The 22,198-nt window shown below is 71.8% G+C and carries 14 protein-coding genes; 4 read left to right on the forward strand and 10 right to left on the reverse strand.

Annotated features, from left to right (window positions below):
* Positions 1-88: 88 nt before the first annotated feature.
* The 9 genes from ACSNOK_RS00655 to ACSNOK_RS00695 form a co-directional block, all read right to left on the reverse strand.
* Positions 89-1,387 carry an MFS transporter gene (locus ACSNOK_RS00655; RefSeq protein WP_436778535.1) on the reverse strand — a complete coding sequence of 433 codons (1,299 nt, stop codon included), beginning with the start codon at positions 1,385-1,387 and terminating at the stop codon, positions 89-91.
* Between the two features lie 62 nt (positions 1,388-1,449).
* Positions 1,450-2,556: a winged helix DNA-binding domain-containing protein gene (locus tag ACSNOK_RS00660; protein ID WP_436778536.1), complete on the reverse strand. Its 1,107-nt coding sequence runs from the start codon at positions 2,554-2,556 to the stop codon at positions 1,450-1,452.
* Between the two features lie 117 nt (positions 2,557-2,673).
* Positions 2,674-6,627: an amino acid adenylation domain-containing protein gene (locus ACSNOK_RS00665; protein WP_436778537.1), complete on the reverse strand. Its 3,954-nt coding sequence runs from the start codon at positions 6,625-6,627 to the stop codon at positions 2,674-2,676.
* Complete coding sequence (locus ACSNOK_RS00670; RefSeq protein WP_436778538.1) at positions 6,624-7,853, reverse strand: cytochrome P450; 1,230 nt, start codon at positions 7,851-7,853, stop codon at positions 6,624-6,626. Before ACSNOK_RS00670 ends, ACSNOK_RS00665 begins: the two co-directional genes overlap by 4 nt.
* A 1-nt stretch (position 7,854) precedes the next feature.
* Positions 7,855-8,067 (reverse strand): MbtH family protein, encoded by a 213-nt coding sequence (locus tag ACSNOK_RS00675; protein WP_436778539.1) that lies wholly within the window; start codon positions 8,065-8,067, stop codon positions 7,855-7,857.
* A gap of 104 nt (positions 8,068-8,171) precedes the next feature.
* Complete coding sequence (locus ACSNOK_RS00680; RefSeq protein ID WP_436778540.1) at positions 8,172-8,918, reverse strand: thioesterase II family protein; 747 nt, start codon at positions 8,916-8,918, stop codon at positions 8,172-8,174.
* Positions 8,919-8,922: 4 nt separating this feature from the next.
* The gene (locus ACSNOK_RS00685) at positions 8,923-10,767 is read right to left on the reverse strand and encodes a non-ribosomal peptide synthetase (protein ID WP_436778541.1); all 1,845 of its coding nucleotides are present in this window, start codon (positions 10,765-10,767) and stop codon (positions 8,923-8,925) included.
* Positions 10,764-12,311, reverse strand: coding sequence for an aldehyde dehydrogenase family protein (locus tag ACSNOK_RS00690; RefSeq protein ID WP_436778555.1), 1,548 nt, complete (start codon positions 12,309-12,311; stop codon positions 10,764-10,766). The genes ACSNOK_RS00685 and ACSNOK_RS00690 overlap by 4 nt, the downstream gene beginning before the upstream one ends.
* A gap of 89 nt (positions 12,312-12,400) precedes the next feature.
* Entirely contained in the window at positions 12,401-13,417 is a 1,017-nt protein-coding gene (locus ACSNOK_RS00695; RefSeq protein WP_436778542.1) for a BTAD domain-containing putative transcriptional regulator, read from the reverse strand.
* A gap of 262 nt (positions 13,418-13,679) precedes the next feature.
* Between ACSNOK_RS00695 and ACSNOK_RS00700 the strand changes: the two genes are divergently transcribed.
* From ACSNOK_RS00700 to ACSNOK_RS00715, 4 genes are all read left to right on the forward strand, one after another.
* Positions 13,680-15,278: a tryptophan halogenase family protein gene (locus ACSNOK_RS00700; protein WP_436778543.1), complete on the forward strand. Its 1,599-nt coding sequence runs from the start codon at positions 13,680-13,682 to the stop codon at positions 15,276-15,278.
* 220 nt (positions 15,279-15,498) lie between these two features.
* Complete coding sequence (locus ACSNOK_RS00705) at positions 15,499-16,122, forward strand: flavin reductase family protein (RefSeq protein WP_436778544.1); 624 nt, start codon at positions 15,499-15,501, stop codon at positions 16,120-16,122.
* Positions 16,109-17,392 carry a cation:proton antiporter domain-containing protein gene (locus tag ACSNOK_RS00710; protein ID WP_436778545.1) on the forward strand — a complete coding sequence of 428 codons (1,284 nt, stop codon included), beginning with the start codon at positions 16,109-16,111 and terminating at the stop codon, positions 17,390-17,392. The genes ACSNOK_RS00705 and ACSNOK_RS00710 overlap by 14 nt, the downstream gene beginning before the upstream one ends.
* Positions 17,393-18,470: 1,078 nt before the next feature.
* A complete protein-coding gene (locus tag ACSNOK_RS00715; RefSeq protein ID WP_436778546.1) occupies positions 18,471-20,516 on the forward strand; it encodes an N-6 DNA methylase in 2,046 nt (681 codons plus the stop codon).
* 10 nt (positions 20,517-20,526) lie between these two features.
* Here ACSNOK_RS00715 and ACSNOK_RS00720 read toward each other — a convergent pair whose 3' ends face one another.
* Complete coding sequence (locus tag ACSNOK_RS00720; protein WP_436778547.1) at positions 20,527-22,071, reverse strand: serine/threonine protein kinase; 1,545 nt, start codon at positions 22,069-22,071, stop codon at positions 20,527-20,529.
* Positions 22,072-22,198: the final 127 nt, after the last annotated feature.

Raw genomic sequence — 22,198 nt, forward strand, 5'->3', positions numbered from 1 at the left:
GGGTGGTGCCGGGTGCGGTACGGGGCCGCGGCCGCGGAGCGGGTGCCGGGCAGGCCGGCACCCTCTCCGACCTCTCGGGGCCGCCGCGCTACGCGCCGACCTTCGTGCCCTCCGCGGAGGACAGCGCCGAATCCGTGTCGGCGACGTTCCGGCCGGCGGGGGCATCCCCGCCCGGCATTTCCTTGATGGCGGCGACCGGCCCTCCGAGGAGCGTCAGACCGCCGACGATGCTGAGGGCTCCGGCGATGGCCAGGGCTCCGGTCAGACCGAGTGCCTCGCCCAGCACCCCGCCCACGAAGTAGCCGAGCGACAGTGCGCCGTAGACCGCCGACAGGGCGGTACCGCTGACGCGGCCCATCTGCTCGTTCGGGGTGACGCCCTGCACCAGGCTCAGGACGTGGATGTCGAACATCGGGGACACGAAGCCGATGACCGCCTGGACCACGATCAGGCCGGTGAAGCCGGCGACCGCGCCACCGGTCGGTACCAGGATGTACCCGGCGCCCAGCACGACGGCGGTCAGGATCAGCGTGCGGCCGACCGTGAGCACTTTGGTGACCGCCTCGGACAGGACCGCGCCGACGATCACGAAGACCGACATGACGGCGAAGGCCGCGCCCACCTGGCCGGGGCTGAGGTCGAGCACCTTGTACGCGTACACGATCAGCAGCGCGTCGCCCATCGCGGCACCGAGGTTGACCACGACGTTGGCGGTGAACAGACCTCGCAGGACGGGGTTGCCGAAGAGGGTCTTGAGGCCTGCCTTCATCTCCGCCTTGGCCGACGCCTTGGTCTCCTCCGCCTTCATGCGGGTGTCACGGTGCCGGATGACCAGCAGGGCGACCAACGAGACGAGGAAGGTGAAGGCGTCCGTCGTGATGGCGCGTGCCGCACCGAGCACCTGAATCAGCGCGCCGCCCGCGCCGGCGCCGACGGCCTCGGCGACGCTGCGGCTGATCTGGAGCTTGGTGTTGCCCTCGACCAGGTTCTCCGTGCCGATGAGCTGCGGTAGCCAGGACTGGTACGAGACCTCGAAGAACGTGGTAAGGATGCCCGCGACGCCGGCCACGACGTAGACATGCGTCATCGTGACGGAGTCCAGGGCGAACGCCAGCGGGATCGACGCCAGGGCCAGGAAGCGGCCCAGGTCCGCCACGATCATGATCGTGCGGCGTGAGAACCGGTCGGCGACGAGACCGGCGATCGGGGCCAGCAGGAGGAAGGGGAGGAAGCGCAGTGCGCCGAGGACGCCGACCTCGATCGCTCCACCGCCGAGGAAGACGACCGCGAGGGTCGGCAGCGCGAGCAAAGAGATCTTGTCGCCGAAGTTGCTGACGGTCTGCCCGAACCACAGGCGGTTGAAATCGGAATGCCGACCCAGTGCCATGTCGACGCCCTTTTCTGGTTGGGGACGGAATTGTCGGTCGGCATCACCGTAGGAACGGCGGGTTAGGGGCCGGTTACGCATCCGGGCGGTCGGAGACCGGGCGTAGAGAGCGTATGAGAAGTGTCGTAGACCGCGGAGAAGCGGGCGACGTCGGCGCTCTCCCGGGCGATCCCCGCCGCGGCCGCGGCCCCGAAGGGCCCGCTGCCGGGGAAAGGATCGACCACCGGTGCGCTGCCGCGCCGGCCGCCCGACCAGGTGCCCACGGCCAGGCCGTCGACCACGACCGTCGGACGGATCACCCCACCTCCGGGCCATACGCGGTGCTCGTGCTCCGCGGGCACCGACAGGTCTCTGCGCCGGTACCCGACGAGGTAGTTGTCGTACGCGGGCAGCAATCGCACGTCGCCCCGCGGAATGTCCTCCGCGTCCTGCGGGGGCACTGCGCCGGCGGCCGCCCACGCCTTCCTGGCCGCGCCGGTGCGCAGCCCCGACCAGTGGGCGAAGTCCACGGCGTCACCGGGCCCGTGCGCCGCGCGGTAGCGGCGGGCGAGTTCGGTCTCCGCCCTCTCCTCCGTGAAGGGGAGCGGGCCGGTGCCCGGCAGCCAGTCGTCGAGCAGGACGAATGTCGGCTCACCGGCTTCCCCCGCTCGCCGCGGGCCGTGGCAGATCAGCCCGGCCAGCGCCGTGCGGCGGATGAGGTGGAAGGCCGACTGGCCCTTGGGCTCGACGCCCAGGGCCGTAAGACGTGCGGTGAGCTCGGCCCGGGTCAGCGGGCCCTCGCCGTCGATCGCCCGGACGATCAGCCGCGAGGCTCGTTCGCACAGGGACTCGTCCAGGCCGAGCTCGCGCAGGCGACGCGCGCCGAGTGCCAAGTGGACCGGTCCCAAGAGGCCGAGCAGCCAGCGGGCGTCGGTCGCGGGGACGATCTGGAGCGTGCCGCGCATGAACCAGCCGCGGACGGCGGTGCGCTCGACGTCGGTGGCCCGCCGGACGTCGTCGGGGGCCAGTCCCGTCACGCGGGCGCGCAGACCGAGGCCCGCCGCCGTGAGGTCCTGCGCCTGGATGGCGAGGACCCGGTTCAGGGCGGCGGCGACCGTTTTCTCGCGGGCCTGCCCCCCGATCACCTGTGCTCGCGCCCTCAGCAGCCGGTCGGCGGTCCGTCGTTCCACGATCTCCGGTCTTTCGTCGAAAACGGTACCGGCGGCTGGCGGTATCGCTCGCAGCCACATCGGTTCGGTAGGTTCCGGCCGGTACCTTTCGGTCCGGCCGGCGCGCGACCGCTCCCGTCAGCGCCTGCGGCGCAGGACCGCGTAGTAGCCCGGCAGCAGCAGCGCGTCCGCGTCGGACTGCGGATCGATGGCGTGCAGCCCGATCACACTGTCCTCCAGCACCTCCCAGTCGTCCACCGGGAAGGTCGCGGACAGTTCCGGGCGGGTGAAGCGCCGGGAGTGCCGCACACCGGCCGCCTCCAGTGGCCCGACGAGGTCCTGCGCCCGGCCGCGCTTGCCGCCGACGAAGCCGAGGTAGCCGAACGAGTTGCCGGAATAATCGGGCTCGTGGACGATCAGCACTCCGTCGGGCCCGAGCAGCCGGCCCGCGACCACCGCGAGACGGGCCCGGGCGGCGCTGTCGAGGACATGGAAGACACCGCGGACGAAGATGTTGTACGGGCCCTCGCCGAGCGCGCGGGCCTGCTCGGCGTCGGTCATGTCGACGGCGAGGTACTCGACGTTCGCGGCGCCCTCCGCGCGCGCCTCCCGCACGGCGTGCGCGATCGCGCTGGCAGAGACGTCCACGCCCACCACTCGGGGATAATGCGGGGCGAGTTCGCGGCTGTAGCGGCCGTTGCCGCAGCCGAGGTCGATGACCGGCAGGTCGTCGCGGAAGTGCCGGCGGGCCTGGCCGAGGAGCCACTGGAACTCCTCGCCGCTGTCGGCGTCCCAGATGACGTCACCGCCGCGGCCGGTGCGCTCGATCCCCGCCCAATAGCGCTCCCACGCGTCGCCCGTGTCCCGCTCCTCGACGGGTTCGGCGACGACGGCGTCGTCGTGCCGTTCGCCGGGCGGCGGGGAGACCCGCTCCCAGGCTTCGTCCTCGCCGAGCGCCTCGAGCAGGGTGACGAACTCCTGGAACATCGACTCGATCAGCCCATCGGGGTGGACGGCGGGCAGGTGGTCCCAGTTGAAGGTCAGGCCGTCCGCCTTCTCGAAGACCTGGAAGTCCAGCGAGACCTGCGGCGTCTGGGAGATGCCGTAGACCGGTACGCCGAGCTCGGTCTCCTCGTATTGCGGCGGGTGGCCGGCGAGGCTCGTCATCACCACGGGCATGGCGGGAGCGAGGGAGCCGCGCAACCTGGTCAGCTCGCGCAGCACCTGGACGCCGCTGAAGTAGCGGTGCTCCAGGTCGGCCCACAGCCGGCGTTGCACGGCCTGGGCGCGCCCGGTGAAGGTGGTGTCCTGCTGCTCGACGGCCAGCAGCAGGGTGGTCGTGGTGTCCGCGAGCAGGGCGTTGACCTGCGGGTGCAACGGGAGTCGGTTGAACAGGGGGAAGTTGATGGTGAACCGGGCCTGCCCGCAGGCGTTGCCGAGGATCTCGGCGTAGGCGGCGGCGAGTACCCCGGAGGGCGTGACCTCGCGATCGCCGGCCCGCTCCTGGATGCGGTTCCAGAGTTCGGCGGGTACAACGTGGCTGAGCCGCTCGAAGCGGACGGGCAGGTCCGGGGCGTCGGCGGGGCGTCCGGGCAGCTCCGGTGCGGGAGGAAGGGCGGCGAGCCGGTCCCGCCAGTACCACTCGGAACGGCGGTACAGCTCGCTGTCGCGCAGTGAGTTCCCCACGGCCAGCACGTAGTCGCGGAACGACAGCTCCAGAGGCGGGAGTTCCGTGCCCGGCTCGGTGTAGTAGGTGACCAGGTCCGGGACCAGAACCTGGAAGTAGCTCCAGGCATCGGCGACGAGAAAGTCCAGGCAGAGGTGAATACGGGCCCGGCCGCCGCCGAGCAGGCTGATCCGCACGTCGAACAGCGGCCAGGCGTCGGCGTCGAGCACTTGGTGGGACAACCGTTCGCGCAACGCGTCCAGTTCCGCCTGCCGGGCCGTGGCGTCCAGGTGCCCGAGGTCCGTGACCGGGATGTCGTACGCGGGGATCTCCTCGTACACCTGCTGCGTACCGTCGGGCAGGACCCGGGTGCGTAGCGCGTCGTGACGCTCGACCAGCCGGTGCCAGGCGGCCTCGAACCGCGGGACGTCCAGATTCTCGTTCTCCCACTCGAAGTACCCGTGGCAGCCGACGTTCCCCAGCTCGACCAGGCCGCCGCGGCCGATCCACAGCGCTTGCTGGCTCTCCGTCAGCGGGAACGGCTCGAAGCGGGCACCCGGATCGGGCACGATGGCGGCCAGCCCGCCGAACTCGTCCCGGCCGTCGGTCCGTTCCGCGCCGATCAGGGTGCCCAGTTCGGCGACGGTCGGGCAGGACGACAGATCGGACAGGCTCAGCTCGACGCCGTAGCGGCGGCGCACCTCGTCGATGAGCCGGAACGCCAGCAGAGAGTGGCCGCCCAGCTCGAAGAAGTTGTCGTGGACGCCGATGCCCTCGGTGCGGAACGCCTCGGTCCACAGCCGGATCAACCCGTCTTCGACCTCGTTGCGCGGGGGTTCGTATCCGGCGCCGACACCCTCGTGGGGCTCCGGCGGTTCGGGCAGGCTCTGCCGGTCCACTTTGCCGTTGGCCAGGCGCGGCAGGGAGGCAAGGGCGACAACCGTGCCGGGGACCATGTAGTACGGCAGGGCGCGGGCCACGGCGATGCGCACCGCGCCCGGGTCCGGAGCCGTGTCGCCGTCGGCGGAGACGTACGCCACCAGCCGTTTGTCGTCGGGGCCGCGTTCCTGGATGACGACGACCGCCTCGGCGACACCGTCGGTACGAGCGACGTGGGTCTCGACCTCGCCCAGCTCCACCCGGAAGCCGCGGATCTTCACCTGGGAGTCGGAGCGGCCGAGGAGTTCGACGGCCCCGTCCTCCCTGCGGCGTGCCAGGTCGCCCGTGTCGTACAGCACGGGATACGGGTCGTCCGGGACGACCCCGGGACGGAACTTCGCCGCCGTCAGCTCCGGGCGGTCGTGATACCCGCCGGACACTCCCGCTCCGGAGACGTGGAGCCGGCCGACCTCGCCGTCGGCGACCGGCCGGTCCTCCTCGTCCAGCAGGTGCACGCGCATGTTGGCGATGGGCACTCCGACGGGCACCTGCCGCGTGGCGCGGACCTCCTCCGGGGTGGCCCGGCTGGTGAAGTCCACGCCCGCGCCCAGGTCGAGGCAGGTGAGAACGTTGGTCGTCTCCGTGGTGCCGTACGTCATGACAACGCGGAACGGCGTGTCGACGGGCGGCCAGCTGTGCACCCGCTCCGCCGTCGTCACCAGGATCCGCAGCGCCGTGTCCCGCGGCCACTCCAGCCCCCACACCGGTTCGGCGAGCGCGGCGACGAGCATGGTATGGGTGATCCCCTCGGCGTGGAGCCAGTCCCGGATCTGTTCCGGCGTCTGTGCCCGGCCCGCCTCCGGGATGTGGATCGACGCGCCCAGGGGCAGGTACGGCAACCACTCCATGATCTGCACGGCGAACCCGGGGGTGGACATCCAGGAGGCGCGGTCACCCGGTCGCACGCCATAGGCGCGCCCGGTCCAGTGCACCAGGTTGGTCAGGGCGCCGTGCCGCTCCAACACGGCCTTGGGCGTGCCGGTCGACCCCGAGGTGTAGATGAGATGGCTGACCGTGTCCGGGCCGGTGGGGACGTCGGTCGGGGTCTCGGGCAGGCCGTTCCCGGCGGTGGCGACGTCGGCAAGCGCCACGCCTTCGGGCATCCGCGGACCTGTCTCGGGCGGGGTGAGCACGAGCAGCGGTCCGGCGTCGGCGATCATGGTGGCGAGCCGGTCGTCGGGGCTGACGGGGTCGAGCGCCACGATCGCGGCACCCGTCTTCAGGACGGCGAGCGAGCCGATGACGTACTCGGCGCCGCGCGGGTAGCACAGGCCTATCCGCTCGCCGGGAGCCGCGCCCCGGACGATCAGGGCGTGCGCCAGCCGGTTGGTGGCGGCCTCCAGGTCCGCGTACGTCCAGGCGCGGTCGCCGTGGACGAGGGCGGGCGCGCCGGGAGTGCGGGCCGCCTGCTCGGCGAGTAGCCGCGGGTAGCCGGTGGTGGGGAAGTCGGTGTCGGTCCGGTTGAAGTCGACGATCGCGGTGGTCACAGCGCAGCCCTTTCTCGGTGTGCGAAAGCCCGGCTGCGCAGCAGCCGCACCGGGAGACTCGTGATCCCCCACGTGAAGTTGGACGAGTTGAACCGGGCGGGGCCGGCCGGCTCGAAGCCGTCCAGCGCGGTGAGCATCCCGGCCAGCAGGGCGCCGAGTTCGAGGCGGGCGAGCCGGGCGCCCAAACAGAGGTGGCGCCCGTGGCCGAAAGCGACGTGGCGGTTGGGACGCCGGTCGACGCGGAAGGCGTGCGGATCGGTGAAGACGTCCTCGTCGCGGTTGGCGGAGACGTTCCACAGCGTGACGCGGTCGCCGGCCGCGATGCGCGTCCCGTTGATCTCGGTGTCGCGCACGGCGGTGCGCAGCGCGTGCACCCCCGGGGTGGTCCAGCGCAGGATCTCCTCGACCGCCGGGGCGATGCCCGGGGTGCCGAGGCTCCGCAACAGCTCCCACTGCTCCGGCAGCCGGGCGAACATGTGGACCGCGCCCGCGGCGGAGTAGCGGGTGGTCTCATTGGCCCCGGACAGCACCCCGTTGCAGTTGACGACGATCTCCTCGTCGCTCAGGGGCCGTTCGGTGCCTTCCCCCTCGTCGACGAGGGTGTCGTGGGCGATCCGGCTGACCAGGTCGTCGCCGGGCCGGGCCCGGCGCTCGCCGAGGAGTTCGATGAAGTAGAGGAATATCTCCGAGTGCGCCCTGCTGCGCAAGGTCTCGTCGGGGGATTCGAAGGCGTCCGTGGTCAGCGCCCCGATCCAGGCCCAGTCGGCGCGCGGGATGCCCATCAGCGCACAGACCACCCGGTTCGGGAGCTGTTTGGCGAGGTCGATGAAGTCCAGCTCGCCTTCCTCGACGGCCTCGGCCACCAGCTCGCCCACGACCGTCTCGACGAGGGCCTCCAGGCCCGGCATCTGCTGCGGCGCGAGCGCCTGGTGGAACGCGCGCTTGAGCCGGGGGTGGTGGGGGGCGTCGGAGACGATCAGCATCCGCTGGGCGACGGCGGCGACGGCCGCCGGATCGCTGCCGAGCCGCATGCCCCGGTCCGAGCCGAAGGTGTCGCTGTCGGCGTACACGGCCACGATGTCGCGGTGCTTACTGAGGACCCAGAAACCGTCGTCGCCACCGGGCTCCGGGTGCCAGTGCACGGGCGAGTGGGCGCGCAGCCAGGTGAAGGTGGACCAGAAGTCGTTGCGGCCGAAAGGCGCCGGATCCAGCAGGTCGACACGCATCTCAGTTCCCTTCGTCCCGGCACGCGGGGGTGTCCGTGGCGGTGCGCACGCTGCGGGGGCGCGTGTCGTCCCAGCGGGCGTCCACATGGGCGACGCACTCGTCCTCGGTGCCGCTGAACCCCGCCGGCGTCCAGCCGTCGGGCAACTTTCGCGCCGAGGGGTACAGCGCGTACTGCTCCTCGTGGTTGACGAGGACCTGGTAAGTGAGGGGCACGACGTCCTCCGGGCTCGGTCACATGGACTTTCGAACGGGTCGGGGCGGGTGATCCGCACGCGGACCACCCGTGCCGGTACGGGCCCGGACGGCCCGCACCCGGCTCAGGCGGTGCCGGCCGGTACGGCCGCGTCGCGCAGCAGTCCGGCGAGGTGTTCCAGGAGCGTCTGCGGGCGGCGGAGCACGGCGTGATGACCGCCGTCGACGTGGTGGACGCGGAAGGCGGCGGTGGTGACCGCGGCCCAGCCGGCGAGGTCCCGCGCGGTCACGGTGTCGTCACCGTCGGCCCTCCAGGCGTGCACGGGCACGGAGAGCGGGGCGCCGGGGGAGTGGGCGTAACTCAACGACAGCACCGCGTCCTTGCGGAGCATCGCGACCATCAGCGCGCGGGTGTCCTCGTCCAGGAAGGAGGGGTCGAGCCCGGCGGTATCGAAGAGCTTGTCCAATTCCGTGTCGTCGTCGACGATGCCCCGCCCGGCGCCGTCCCAGTGGGCGGGTGCCCGGCAGGCACTCACCACCAGGGCGGTGGGCCGGACCCGGCGGGCGATCTCGTACCCGAGGAGCCCGCCGAAGCTGTGGCCGAAGACGACCAGCCGTCGGCCGCCGGCGACGACCGGCCGCAGCTCGGCGGCGATCGCCTCGACGGCCTCGTCGAACGTTCGCGGCATGGGCTCGCCCCAGCGGTTCTCGCGGCCCGGCAACTGCGCGCCGTAGACCTGCCCGACCCCGTCCAGGGCGGCGGTCCAGGCGCGGAACTGCCGGCAGCCCGCGCCGGCCGGCGGCAGGCAGAGCAGCGCCGGGAGAGTGGCCTCGCCGGGGCCGGACGGCCAAGTGGAGATCCAGCTGCCCATGGCGTCAGGCTCCTTGGGCGGTGGCGGGCGCGGCCGGCGCGCCGGATCCGGCCCCGGCGGCGAGCCGGTCGAGTTCCGCGGCGACCTCCGCGACGGTGGGCCGCGTGAGCAGCTTCCCGAGCGTGATGCGCAGGCCGGTGGCCCGGCGCAGATCGGCCACGACCCGCGCCGCGGCGAGCGAGTGCCCGCCCAGCTCGAAGAAGTCGGCGGCCGGTCCCGGGACGTCGCGCTCCAGGACCTTGGTCCAGACGGCCATCACCTCGCGTTCCCGTGCCGTGGCGCTCCGCGCCCCGCTCACTCGATCCGCCCCGTCCGTCTGCTCCGGCGCGATGAGCCGGGCGGCGAGAGCGACCCGGTCGGCCTTGCCGGTGGTGAGGGTGGGGATGCGGTCCACCACCCGGACGACGGTGGGTACCGCCGCCTCGGGCAGCAGCCCGGCGCAGTGCCCGGCGACCGCGGTGGCCAGTTCCGCGGCAGCGCCGCTGCCGGGCGCGGCGACGAGCGCGAGCCCCAGCGACTGTCCCGGGGCGAGGGGGCAGCAGGCGGCGGCCACCACGCCGGGAACCTCGGCGGCGACCCGTTCCACCTCACCCGGCTCGACGCGGTGCCCGCGGACTTTCACCTGGTCGTCACGCCGCCCGTGGTACTCCAGTTCTCCGTCGGCCCGTCGGACCACCAGGTCCCCGGTGCCGTACATCCGGGCTCCGCCGCCCTGGAACGGGTCGGGCAGGAACCGGGCGGCGGTGAGGCCCGGACGGTCGCGGTAGCCGCGGGCCACGGCGGGTCCGCCGAGGTACAGCTCGCCCTCGGTCCCGGTGGGCACCGGGACGAGGTCGTCGTCCAGCACGTACGCCCGGTAGCCGGGCAGCGGCCGTCCGATGCCGCTCACGTCGTCCCCCCGTTCGCTGTCGGCCCAGGTCGCCGCGATCGTCACCTCCGTCGGCCCGTATACGTTCAGCAGCCGGCGACCGCGGGAGAAGCGCTCGGCGAGCGCCGCCGGGCAGGTCTCGCCGGCCACCACGACGACCTCCGCCTCGTCCAGCCCGTCGCCGTGGGCGGCCAGCAGGGACGGGGTCAGGCAAGCGGTGCGCAGTCCGGCGGGCAGCGGATCCCGGCCCTCGACGTCGGCGCGGCGCAGCCCGTCGAGGGACAGGTCCACCAATGCGACGCCCTGCCCGTGGACGAGATAGAGCAACGTGCACCACAGCCAGCCGTCGAAGGCGGGGGAGACGGCGTTGAGGCCGAGGCCGCCGGGTGACAGGCCCAGCCCGGCGAGCGCGCCGAGGAAGGTGTCCAGGCCGCGGTAGGTGACCTCGACCCCCTTGGGGCGGCCCGTGGTGCCGGAGGTGTAGATGACGTAGGCGCATCCGTCGGGCGCGGGTACTGCCACGGTGAGCGTCCCGGAGGCGGGGCCGGCCGGGCCGACCGTACGGGTTCCCGTGACGTCCAACCCGTCGGGCACCTCCGTGGCCACCAGCACGGACACTCGGGCGTCCCGCAGGACCGAACCGAGCCGTTCCACGGGGTGGCCGGGGTCCAGGGGTACGGCCGTGGCGCCAAGGCTCCACACGGCGAGGAGCGCGGGCACGCTCTCCCGGGAGCGCCCGAGGAGCAGCCCCACGGTGCTCTCGGGTCCGGCACCGGCGGAGGCGAGCGCCGCGGCGGTCGCCGCGGTGCGCGCGGTGAGTTCCGCGTAGCCGAACGTCCCGTCCTCGGCGACGACGGCCGGCTCGTCCGGCTGCTCGCGGGCCCAGCGCGCCAGCGCGGCGAACAGCGGGGGGAGGCTTACGTCCGACGGCCCGTCAGGGGGCCGGGGCGCCGGTTCGGGATCGGCATGCTGGGTCGTCATCCGTTGTTCCTCTCCTCGGTGCGGGCAGTGGCGGGGGCGCCGGTCGCGGTCGGGGGGCGAACCGGGGCGGTGGCCCGCAGGCGCGGGCCGGCCACCGGTTCCCCGGAGTCCGCGGGCCGGGGCAACTGCAGGGACTTGGTCTCCAGGAACGCCTCCAGTCCGGCGCTCCCGCACTCGCGGCCGATGCCGGACTGCTTGAAACCGCCGAACGGAGCCGCCGGGTTGAACGATCCGCCGTTGACGTCCACCAGACCGGTGCGGAACCGGCGTGCGACACGCTCGGCCCGGCCGTCGTCGCCGGACCAGACCGCGCCGTGCAGCCCGTATCTGGTGCCGTTGACGATCCGTACCGCCTGCTCCTCGTCGTCGTACGGGATGACGCACAGCACCGGCCCGAAGATCTCCTCCTGGCTGATGGTCGTCAACGGGTCGACATCGGCGAAGACGGTGGGCCGGATGTAGTACCCATTGGTCAGGCCGGTGGGGCGCCCGGTGCCGCCGTGGACCAGACGGGCGCCGCCCTCGGCCACGCCCCGGAGGATGTAGTCGGTCACCCGGGCGTGCGCGGCGGCCGACACCAGTGGACCGAGATCGGTCGAGGGGGCGCGGGGGTCCCCGGTGACGTACCCGTCCATGATCCGTCCGGCCAGCTCCACCGCCTCGTCCTGGCGGTCGCGGGGCACGAGCAGCCGGCTCCACTGGAGGCACGCCTGCCCGGTGTTGAACAGAGCCTGGTCGACGGTGGCACCCACCGCCGTCGGCAGGTCGGCGTCGTCGAGGACGAGGGAGGCGTTCTTGCCGCCGAGCTCCAAGTGGACGCGCTTGACCCGGTCGGCGCCCAAGGCCGCCACCTGCCGCCCGGCGCGGGTGGATCCGGTCAGGGAGACGATGTCCACGAGCGGGTGGGTGACGAGGGCGGTGCCGAGGGTGTCACCGGTGCCGACGACCATGTTGACCACGCCGGGTGGCAGGTCGGCCTCCGCGAACACCTCGGCGAGCAGCCGGGCGTGCAGCGGTGTGAGCTCGCTGGGCTTGTGGACGACCGGGCAGCCGGCGGCGAGCGCGGGCAGCAGCTTTTGCACCGTCAGCAGCAGCGGGACGTTCCACGGCGTGATGCACGCGGCGACACCGGCGGCCTCGCGCACCACCAGGGAGTGGCCGATCCGCTCCTCGAACCCGTAGGCCGCGACGGTCTCCACGCAGTGTGCCGCCATGCCGACGGACAGGCCGACGTGGGTCCGCAGGGCTATCCCAGACGGCGCCCCCACCTCGGCGGTGATGGTCCGGGCGAATCGCTCGGCGTTGCGCTCCAGGCCTTCCACCACGCGACCCAGCAGGAACGCCCGTTCCCGTACCGGAGTGGCGGACCAGCCGGGGAAGGCGCGGGCGGCGGCGCGTACGGCCGAATCGGCGTCGCGGGCGGTGCCCGCGGGCACAGTGGCGAGCGGTGCTTCGGTGCTGGGGTCGGTGACGACCAGCCGACGATCGGCATCGGAAGGCGTCCAGCGGCCCCCGATCCAGTGGTCGTCGTAGCGGGGCGGCAACGGCCCCGGGGACGGCCCGGCCGTCGGTACGGCGGAGCCCTGTTGCACGGTCGGCACGGTCACGGTGACTTCCTCACTGGGTCGCTCGGTCAGGGGAGGCGCGGCGGCGGGACGAGACCCGGACCCGGCCGGGGGCCGGGGGCGGCGGCCCACGGACCGACCGCGGGACCGGGCACGCGGGCGGCGGCGCGGGCGTCGGGCCGTGAGCGGCGCACCGCACGCGGCCGGAGCCCCGGGGAGGCATCACTCGGCACGGCGGACGCCAGGGACGGCGGGGACGTCAGGGGTGAGCGTGTCGGCCCTCCGGCAGGAGCCACCGGTGCGGGCAGTAGCGCGTGCAGCAATTGGTCGGTTTCGCGGGACGGCGCCACCGCGAGGTCTTCGCGCAGTCGGCGCGCGCACAGCTCGTACCAGCGGCGCACGCAGGCGTATTCGCCCCGTCTGCCGTGCGCCGTCATCAGTGCCCGGTAGGCCCCCTCGTGGTGCCGGTCGACGCCCAGGGTGCTTCGGCACACCTCGATGAGGTCGGGAAAGTCCTCCTGCTCGGCGGCGTCGACACGCAGCACTTCCAGCGCCTGTAGTGCCAGCGACCGCAGGTACTCGCGCTGCTCGATCACCCAGTCCGCGCTCTCGCCGCGTAGGAACTCCCCGGCGTACAGGGCGACCGCGGACCGCAGCCGATCACGGGCCGTTGCTCGGTCGCCCGTGGCGGCCGACCGCAGTCCGGCGTGCACCAGCTCCTGGAAGCGGTCGACGTCGGACCACAGGTCCGCGATGTCCAGGACGTAGCCGAAGTCGCGGTAGGACAGGCGGATCCCCGCCCCACATGTGCCGTCGGGGTGCGCGCCTAGGACCCTGCGCAGCGCGTGGGCGGCCACCTTCAGCGAACTGTCCCCGGCGGACCGGTCGGAATCCGGCCACAGCGCCTCGTACAGCCGGTCCCGGGTGAGTGTCTGACCCCGGTGGATCGCGAGGAATTGGAAGAGGCCGCGTGCCTTGCCGGCCCGCCAGCGCCGCACCGGGGCGCCGTTCAGGGTCAGTTCGAAGTCGCCGAGGAAGCGGACGCGTACCGCCTGCCGTGCGATTCCGGTCACCGCGGTCGTCATCGCGTCCTCCCGGGGCCGTCGTATGCCGCTCTGCCTGCGGCGAGTCTGTTCCCCCGCTCTACGAGCGCCCTATACCGGCCGGAACTCTCCTCTGTAGGTCCGTCATAGAGCGGTTCCCCACACTGATGTTCCGGCGCTCCGGGCAAAAGCCACCCGCGGTTCGTGGACCCCGGCCAACCGGCCCGGGTCGCCCACCGGGCGTCGTGCTCCACGGCTCTCGGCCACCGGCCGTGTTTCCCGACTCCGAAATGAGGGCTGATCCATGACCAGCACCGACACCCGATTGCAGAAGGTCGTCATCCTGGGCGGCGGTACGGCCGGCTGGATGACCGCCGCGTATCTCGGCAAGGCCCTCCAGGGCACGGTGGACATCACCGTGCTGGAAGCCCCGAGGATTCCTCGGATCGGGGTCGGCGAGGCGACGGTTCCCAACCTGCAGCGTGCCTTCTTCGACTACCTCGGCATCGCCGAGGACGAGTGGATGCGGGAGTGCAACGCTAGCTTCAAGATGGCGGTGCGGTTCGTGAACTGGCGGACCGGGGGCGCGGGCGAGGCCACGGCCCGGGAACTGCCCGACGGCCGGCCCGATCACTTCTACCACCCGTTCGGATTGCTGCCCGATTACGACCAGACGCCCCTGTCACACTACTGGTTCAAACGCAAGCACGACGGTCTCACCGCCGAGCCGTTCGACTACGCCTGCTTCCGCGAGCCTCCGATCATGGACGCGATGAAGGCGCCACGCTGGCTCGACGGCCGCTCCGCCACCCGCTATGCATGGCACTTCGACGCCCAGCTCGTCGCCGACTTCCTGCGCCGCTTCGCCGTGGAGAAGCAGGGCGTGCACCACGTGCAGGACGAGATGACGGAGGTGCGGCAGGACGCGCGCGGTTACGTCACCGCCCTGCGCACCCGCAGCGGCCGCGAGCTGGACGCCGACCTCTTCGTCGACTGCTCGGGCTTCCGCGGACTGCTGATCAACAAGGCGATGGCCGAGCCGTTCGTCGACATGAGCGACCACCTGCTGTGTGACAGCGCGGTCGCCACCGCCGTTCCGCACGACGACGAGGCGGGCGGCGTGGAACCGTATACCTCCGCCATCGCGATGTCCTCCGGCTGGGCCTGGAAGATCCCGATGCTGGGGCGCTTCGGCACCGGCTACGTCTACTCCAGCAAGTTCACCGAGAAGGACGAGGCCACGGCCGAGTTCGCGGCCATGTGGGGCCTCGACCCCGAAACGATGTCGTTCAACCACATCCGGTTCCGTGTCGGACGCAACCGTCGCGCCTGGGTGAAGAACGTCGTCAGCATCGGCCTGTCGTCGTGCTTCCTGGAGCCGCTGGAGTCGACCGGAATCTACTTCATCACCGCTGCGATCTACCAGTTGGCCAAGCACTTCCCCGACAAGACCTTCAACGAGGGGCTGACCGACAGCTTCAACCGCGAGATCGAGGCGATGTTCGACGACACCCGCGACTTCATCCAGGCGCACTTCTTCTACGCGCCACGTGACGACACCCCGTTCTGGCAGGCGAACAAGAAGCTGACCCTCCCCGACAACATCCAGCAGAAGATCTCCGCCTACCGGGCGGGCCTGCCCATCAACTCGCCGATCACCGACGAGTCGACGTACTACGGAAACTTCGAGGCCGAATTCCGCAACTTTTGGACCAACGGAAGCTATTACTGCATCTTCGCGGGCATGGGGCTGGAGCCCGACGCTCCCCTTCCGGCGTTGGCGTACAAGCCCGAGTCGGTGGCGGGCGCGGAGCCGCTGTTCGAGACGGTCAAACGCCAGCAGCAGAACCTGCTGGAGACGCTGCCGAGTGCCTACGAGTACCTCAAGCGACTGCACGGCTGAGCCGGCCTGGGCCCCCGGCCGCCCCCGAGGGGGGGCCGGGCTCATCGGGCGCACGGCCATCCCATCAGCCCTTCACCTGCCCGGCACCGCAGCACTCCGGCGCGAGAAACCGGTGGCGCCCCCGGGGACCCGGCCGTCGCCGCGGGTCCGACGGCCCGGCGCCCGGCGTAGTCAGCCGGTTGCCGGGCCGCACTGCATCGTCATCCACAGGGAGTCACCTATGCCCGACTTCGCTCCGCACCCGGACACCCCGGAGGGCGACGACGCTGAAGGCGCCGTCGCCCTCCGGGAGGCGGATCTGCGCCCCTTCATGGCCGCGTTCCCCTCCGGTGTCACCGTAGTCACCACTCTCGACGCCGACGGCCGGCCCTGCGGCCTCACATGCAGCTCCATGGCAAGCGTCGCTCTCGCCCCGCCCACTCTCGTCGTGTGCATACGGACGGCGAGCCCCACCCTGCGGGCGCTGGTCGACCAGGGACAGTTCGCCCTCAACCTGTTGCACGAGCGGGCCCGGGCAACCTCCGACCTCTTCGCCTCCGGAGCGCCCGACCGCTTCGAGCGCACCCGGTGGCGGATGCCCCTCGGGGCCGGTGGCCCGCACCTGACCTCGTCCGCGCATGCCGTCGCCGATTGCACCGTCGTGGAGACCGCCGTCTTCGGCGACCACACGGCGGTCTTCGCGGAAGCACGCCGCGTCAACGTCCGGCCCTCGGCACAGCCCCTTCTCTACGGCCTGCGCCGATACGCCCGGTGGTCCGCCGCGGCCACCTTGCCGCAACCGCCGGCGACGCCGCTGCCGTCCCGCTCCGTACCGACCGAAGGAGCCGCCGGTGTCCGCGGCTGAAGCCATGCCCGCCCTGCTCGTCGCCGTCCCAACCGCCATCGTGGCCTGCCAGGCCGGTGCGAGCCTCGTCAGACGCTTCGGGCAGCCACCCGTGATCGGCGAGATCACGATGGGCATCGTGCTCGGTCCCTCTCTGCTGGGCTGGCTCTGGCCCGAGGCACAGCACTGGCTGTTCGCCGAGTCGGTCCTGCCGTACACCTCCGTGCTGGGACAGCTCGGCCTGCTGGCATTCATGTTCCTGGTAGGCCTGGAGCTCGACCTCGGGGCTCTGCGTGGCAACTCGCGGGCCGCCGTGGCCGTCAGCCAGGCGGGCATGCTGCTCCCCCTGGGCTTGGGCGCGCTGCTGGCCTTCCCGCTGTACGGGCGACTTGCGCCCGACGGCGTGGATTTCCTGCCGTTCATGCTGTTCGTGGCGGTCGCCATGAGCATTACGGCGTTCCCGGTGCTGGCCCGGATCCTGGTGGACCGCGGTCTGTACGGGACTCCGCTTGGCGCGCTGGCCATGGCGTGCGCGGCGGTCGACGATGTGGCCGCCTGGTGTCTGCTGGCGCTGGTGGTCGCGTTCTTCACGGCCGGGTCGCCCTTCGATGCCCTGACGGCGGCCGGGCTCGCCGTGGCCTTCGGTGCCGCCATGCTGCTGGTGGTCCGTCCCCTGTTGGCGCGGTGGGCGAGGGGCCGGACGGACCGGGTCGGCGACGGGGTGGTCCTGGTTCTGCTGTTCACCGGTCTCAGCCTGTCCGCGCTGGCCACGGACCTGATCGGGGTGCACACGCTGTTCGGTGCCTTTCTGTTCGGCGTGGTCACACCGCGCGGCCACCGACGCATTGAGGTATCGTCCGCCCGGCTGCGTGCCGTGGTGGTCCCGGTGCTGCTGCCCCTGTTCTTCGTGCACACCGGACTCAGCACGGAGATCGGAACCCTGGCCGCTGACCCGGTGCAGTGGCTGTGGACAGGAGCGCTGCTCGCGGTCGCCGTCCTCGGCAAGTGGGGCGGGGCGGCCGGTGCCGCGCTGGCGTGCGGTCAGCCGTGGCGCCAGGCCATGTCGATCGGGGCGCTGATGAACTGCCGGGGCCTGACCGAGCTGGTGATGCTCTCCATCGGCCTGGAGCTCGGCGTGGTCGGGCCGGAGCTGTTCACCATGCTGGTGCTGGTGGCCCTGGTCACCACGGCAGTCACCTCCCCCGCCGTCACCTGCTTCCAGCGCCTCCGCCCGCCGGACTCCACGCCCCAGGAGCCGGAACCCGTACCGACGACAGCCTCCCGCCTCTGAGCCGAGTCCCCCCGCCGGGAGCCCCCGCCTCCCGGGAGGTCCGGCCGCCCTCGTCAGCGTCGCCGAGACCCGGCGCAACCCGGCGGCCCCGCGCGAACTCACCGACGCCCGCTGGTCCTGGCCACCCCGACACCGGTCGACGAGGGGCGGACCGCGCCGGGCGACGCGTGATCGCCGCTACCGTCTTCGGCGTTCTCGCGTCGGCCTGACGCTCCTCGCGAGCTGTGATGTTCATCGTGAAGTGTCGAGCGACCCCAACGCGGGACGTGGCGGGTCGCCGCGGAAAGCCTCCACCAGGCCCGGCCGAGCGCGCCGGTCGTCAGCGGCCGGACTGGGTGAGGGTGACGTTCTCCGGGACGATGCTGTTGACGCTGTAGGAGATGACGAGTTCCGCAGCGCTCCAGTTCCGGGTACTCGCGCGGGTTGTAGGCGAAGGAATTCGCGTTGTGGTACTTGCCGCGCGGTCCGGCCTCGGGGGCCGAGTGGAAGATTCGGGGTCGGAGGAAGGGGCCGCCGGGCGTGTGCTACCAGGCCAGTCGCGTTTCCGGACGGACCGAGGCCACGCCCGGTGGGCCCGCGGCCGGTGGTGCGCCGGCCGGCAGGAACAGGCACAGGATGGCACGGGCGGCTGCTTGGACGCGCCGTCTTCGGTCACGGGCGCCGAGTTCGGTCGACACGCGCGTTCGCGCCGCGCCATGGCAGCGACCGCCGTACGGCACGGGTGAGTTCGCGGGGGGCGGCGCGCGCGAGGGAGCCCCGTTGGGCTCGGTGCGCTTTCTCCGGCCTACCCCACCGCCCTCCGGCAACGCGATCCCAACTCACGTCGGGAGTTCCGAAGAACAGTGCCTGCGCAGAAACCCACGAGCCCCGACACCGCCGCGTGGCGTGGCGTTGCTCGCTTGTTCGGCCGGCCGAACCGCTCAGCTCAGTGCCTGATCCCTTCGCCACACAGTGGCATGCGGACGGTGGATGCGCCTTGGCGGAGAAATCGGTAGAGTGAAAACTTAGTCAAGATACAGATTGTGCGCCGTGCACTATTACAACGACCTATGGCACCTGCCGTTCCGGGAGGAGTGACATGACCCAGAATACGGACCGGGTGTCGGTGACCTTGGCGGCGATCGCCCGTCTGGCAGGCGTCGGACGGGCCGCGGTGAGCAACTGGCGGCGTAGGCACCCTGACTTCCCCAAACCGGTCGGGGGGACGGACGCCAGTCCGCTTTTCGCCCTCTCTGAGGTGGAGGGCTGGTTGAAGCGGCACGACAAGATTTCGCCGACTGCGGGGGCGCTGGAACGGCTGTGGCCGCGCGTGGAGGATCTCGCCGATCGCGATCGGATGGGTCGAGTCGTCGCGGGCCTGGGTGCACGGTTCGGCGGCTTGGCGACCGATCCGGACCGTCCGCTGGACCGGGCGGAGCGGAGACTCGTGGATGAGGCCGCGCGGCTGGCCGCCACCGAGGGACAGATCGAGACCTTCCGGTTTCTGCTCGACCGGTGGCTGGGCACTCACGTCCGACAGATCGCCACCACTCCCGCCCCCCTTGGTGCCCTGATGGCCGACATAGCCGCCGTCGCGCGCGGCGCTGATGCCGTGACGACCGTCGCCGATCCGGCGTGCGGCACCGGTACGCTGCTCCTGGCGGCGGCCCGACGGTGGTCGGGACCGGACGGCACGGACCGCCGGACCGGTGCGCATGCGTCGGATGGCGGCGAGTGGAGTCTTCACGGCAATGACAGCGACCCGGTCGTCGCTGCGGTCGCCGAAGCACGGCTCGCTCTGGAAGCGGGCGAACTCCGTCCCGTCGTCACCACCCGTGACACCCTGCGGGATGGGGCCGGGCCACATGCGGAACCGGCCGACGTAGTGCTCTGCAACCCGCCCGCCAACGAGCGCGACTGGGGGCACGAGGAACTGGCCACCGACCGGCGCTGGCTGTTCGGCCAGCCACCGCGCACCGAATCCGAACTGGCCTGGGTTCAACATGCTCTGTCCATGCTGCGCGCCGGGGGCGTAGCCGTGCTGCTCCTGCCGCCGGGTGTCGCCGCCCGGCGGGCCGGGCGACGCATCCGGGCGGGACTGCTCAGGGCCGGAGTCATCCGCGCAGTGATCGCGTTGCCCGCTGGCGCCGCACCGCCATACGGGGTCGGACTCCATGTCTGGGTGCTGACCGCCCCTCCGGCACGGCCCCGGTCCACGGTGACACTCGTGGACACGGCCGACTGCCGGCATACCTCTTCTGTGTCCACGGCCTCCCGCCCCTCGGCCATTGACTGGCACGCCGTACGTGACAGAACGCTGCTCGCGTTACAGGGCGGCACCCCGCCCGGCAGCGTGTCCGTGCCGGTGACGGACCTGCTCGGAGAGGAGACCGACCTCACCCCGGCCCGGCATGCGGCGACTGCCCACCAGGTGCGGGACGTGGACCTACGCCGGTTGTGGTCCCGGTTCGACAGAGGGCTGCTCGCGGCGCGCGACACGTCCGGTGCGTTGCGGACGCTGGCGGTTGCCGAAACTCCCCCTGTGCACGGCAGCGTGAGTCTGGCCGAACTGGAACTTGCCAAGGCGGTCGACATCGCTTCCGGCGCGACTGTCCCCGAAGGACTGCTGCGGCGGGGCGACGTACCGGAGGACGGGGTCGAACTACTCACGGTTCTGGCGACCCCGGAGCCGGGGGAGGGGCTGTGGCTCGACCGGGAGGACGCTGAACGGGCCGATCGTGAAGGGCGGCTGCCGCTGACCTCGTTCGGTGACGTGGTTGTCGTCGCAGCCGTAGACAGTTTCGACGCATGGGTCGAGACGTCCCCCGTGCCCCGGGGGCTCGGCCCCCATCTGCACCGCGTTCGGGTCGATCAGGAGCGGCTCGATCCGTGGTTCCTCGCCGCGTGCCTCCGGCTGAGGTCCAACGCTCGGCGGGCCGGTACCCGTTCGTCGAACGCCTCCCGCGTGGACATCCGCCGACTCAACGCACCGCGTGTGCCCTTGGAGGAGCAACGGGCGTACGGGGAAGTGCACCGAAGACTGGTGGATCTGGAACGGGAGTTGGGTGAGCTGGGAGCAGTCGGTGAGGAACTGACGTCGGGACTCGCCGCCCTGCTGGCCACCGGCCGGCTGGGACAGCGCTGACCCGTCGGGCTCAGCCCGCGGGGAGATCCCGTAGGCCCTGCAGCACGGCGGCCACCGCCGCCGGGTGGGCGCAGGAGCGGTGTCCGCACTCGGCGATCTCCTGCCCGAGTTCCCGGATGCGGGCCAGCACGTGGTCCCGCCCGAGGAGTGGGCCGACGAGGACTTCGCGCACCCCGTCGGCGCACTCCGTCCACGTGCTGAGGACGTCGTCCACGCGCTCCACATCGGTCTGTGCCAAGAGGCATTCGGCGGCCCCGAGACGGGCGGCGAGCAACTGACCGTAAGCAGGGGTGCCGGGCTCGGTGACGCCGACCAGGTCGCGCACCACGTCGCGGTAATCCTTTCCCGCCGCCGGACAGTTCTCTTCGAGCCGTTGCCGGTCGGCAACGAGGATGCGTGCAGTGATCACGTCGTGGTCGAAGCGGCCCCATCGACTCTGGGCGGGGAGCAACAGGGTCGTGAGGCGGCGGATGGCCGGCCCTCCCGCGGCGCCGAAGCCGTGGAGTTCGGTATGGGCGGCACGCAGTGAGCTCTGCAGCCCGGCCCGGTCCACGGTGCCCGACGACCGCCGATTCCGTGCAGGGCTGCTCCGCGGCACGGGGGGCGGCGGTTCGGGAGCAGTGACCCGCGCCGGACAGCGGAAGGGCAGGGACGGGTCGGGATCCACAGTGGGTGCCGGGGCGGGATCGCCGGGCTGGGGAAGAAGCGGGTGGAGGAGGTCGGCTGCCGTGGCCGGCGGGAGACGCCGCTCGGGGTCCTTGGCCAGGAGGGCGTCGAGCAGTTCGACGAGGAGCCCCGGAGCGCTGGGAAGGACGTGGTCCAGCCGGGGCGGGCGCTCGTGGAGATGGGCCCGGCTCCACTTGAAGGCGTTGTCCGAGCACTCGAAAACAGGACGCCCGGTCAGAAGTTCGAAGAAGAGGCATCCGGAGGCGTAGACGTCAGCGGCGCCGGTGGGGTTCTTCTCACCGTTGATGATTTCGGGCGCCATGTACCCCATGGTGCCGGGCGTGGCCCCCTCCGTGTAGCGGGTCGCGTGGGGATCGGTGGGCAGAGCGATGCCGAAGTCGGCGAGGTAGAGCAGGCCGCCTTCGCGCTCCAGCAAGATGTTGTGGGGTTTGACGTCGCGGTGTACCGCGCCGTCGGGGTGCTGGTGCACTCGGTCGAGGATCCGCAGGAGCTGGACCATGACGCAGACCGATGTGGTGATGCCCGGGCGGTTTTTGCCGAGAAACTCCCTCAGATTCAGACCGTCGATGTACTGCAACGCCATGTAGGGCCGGCGCCGGTAGCGGCCGTGATGCAGCAGCCGCGGGACCCCTGGACCACCCAGGAGTGCGTAGAGCCGGCGCTCGCGGTCGAACCGTTGCAGCTCCGAGTGGGTGGGTGGGACCAGCCAGCCGTCCAGCGCGGATCGGGCCGCGGCAGGGACCAGGAACTTGAGGGCGGCGACGGTGCCGTCGGTCAGGTCCACGGCGCGGAAGACCGCGCCCATCCCGCCCTCGCCCCGCGGGCGATCGATCCTGAAACGCCCCTCGATGACATCGCCGCCGTCCATGCGGGCCTCTCCCCCTCCTCGTGATCAGCGCTGGGCGACAAGGGTAGCGGAAGCGAACGATCTCGCATTGCATCTCTTGACTCTGCTCACACTCACGTCCATAGTTCAGATACTGCGAGACCCAGGA

This window comes from Streptomyces sp. URMC 126, assembly GCF_051386555.1.
Lineage (GTDB): Bacteria > Actinomycetota > Actinomycetes > Streptomycetales > Streptomycetaceae > Streptomyces.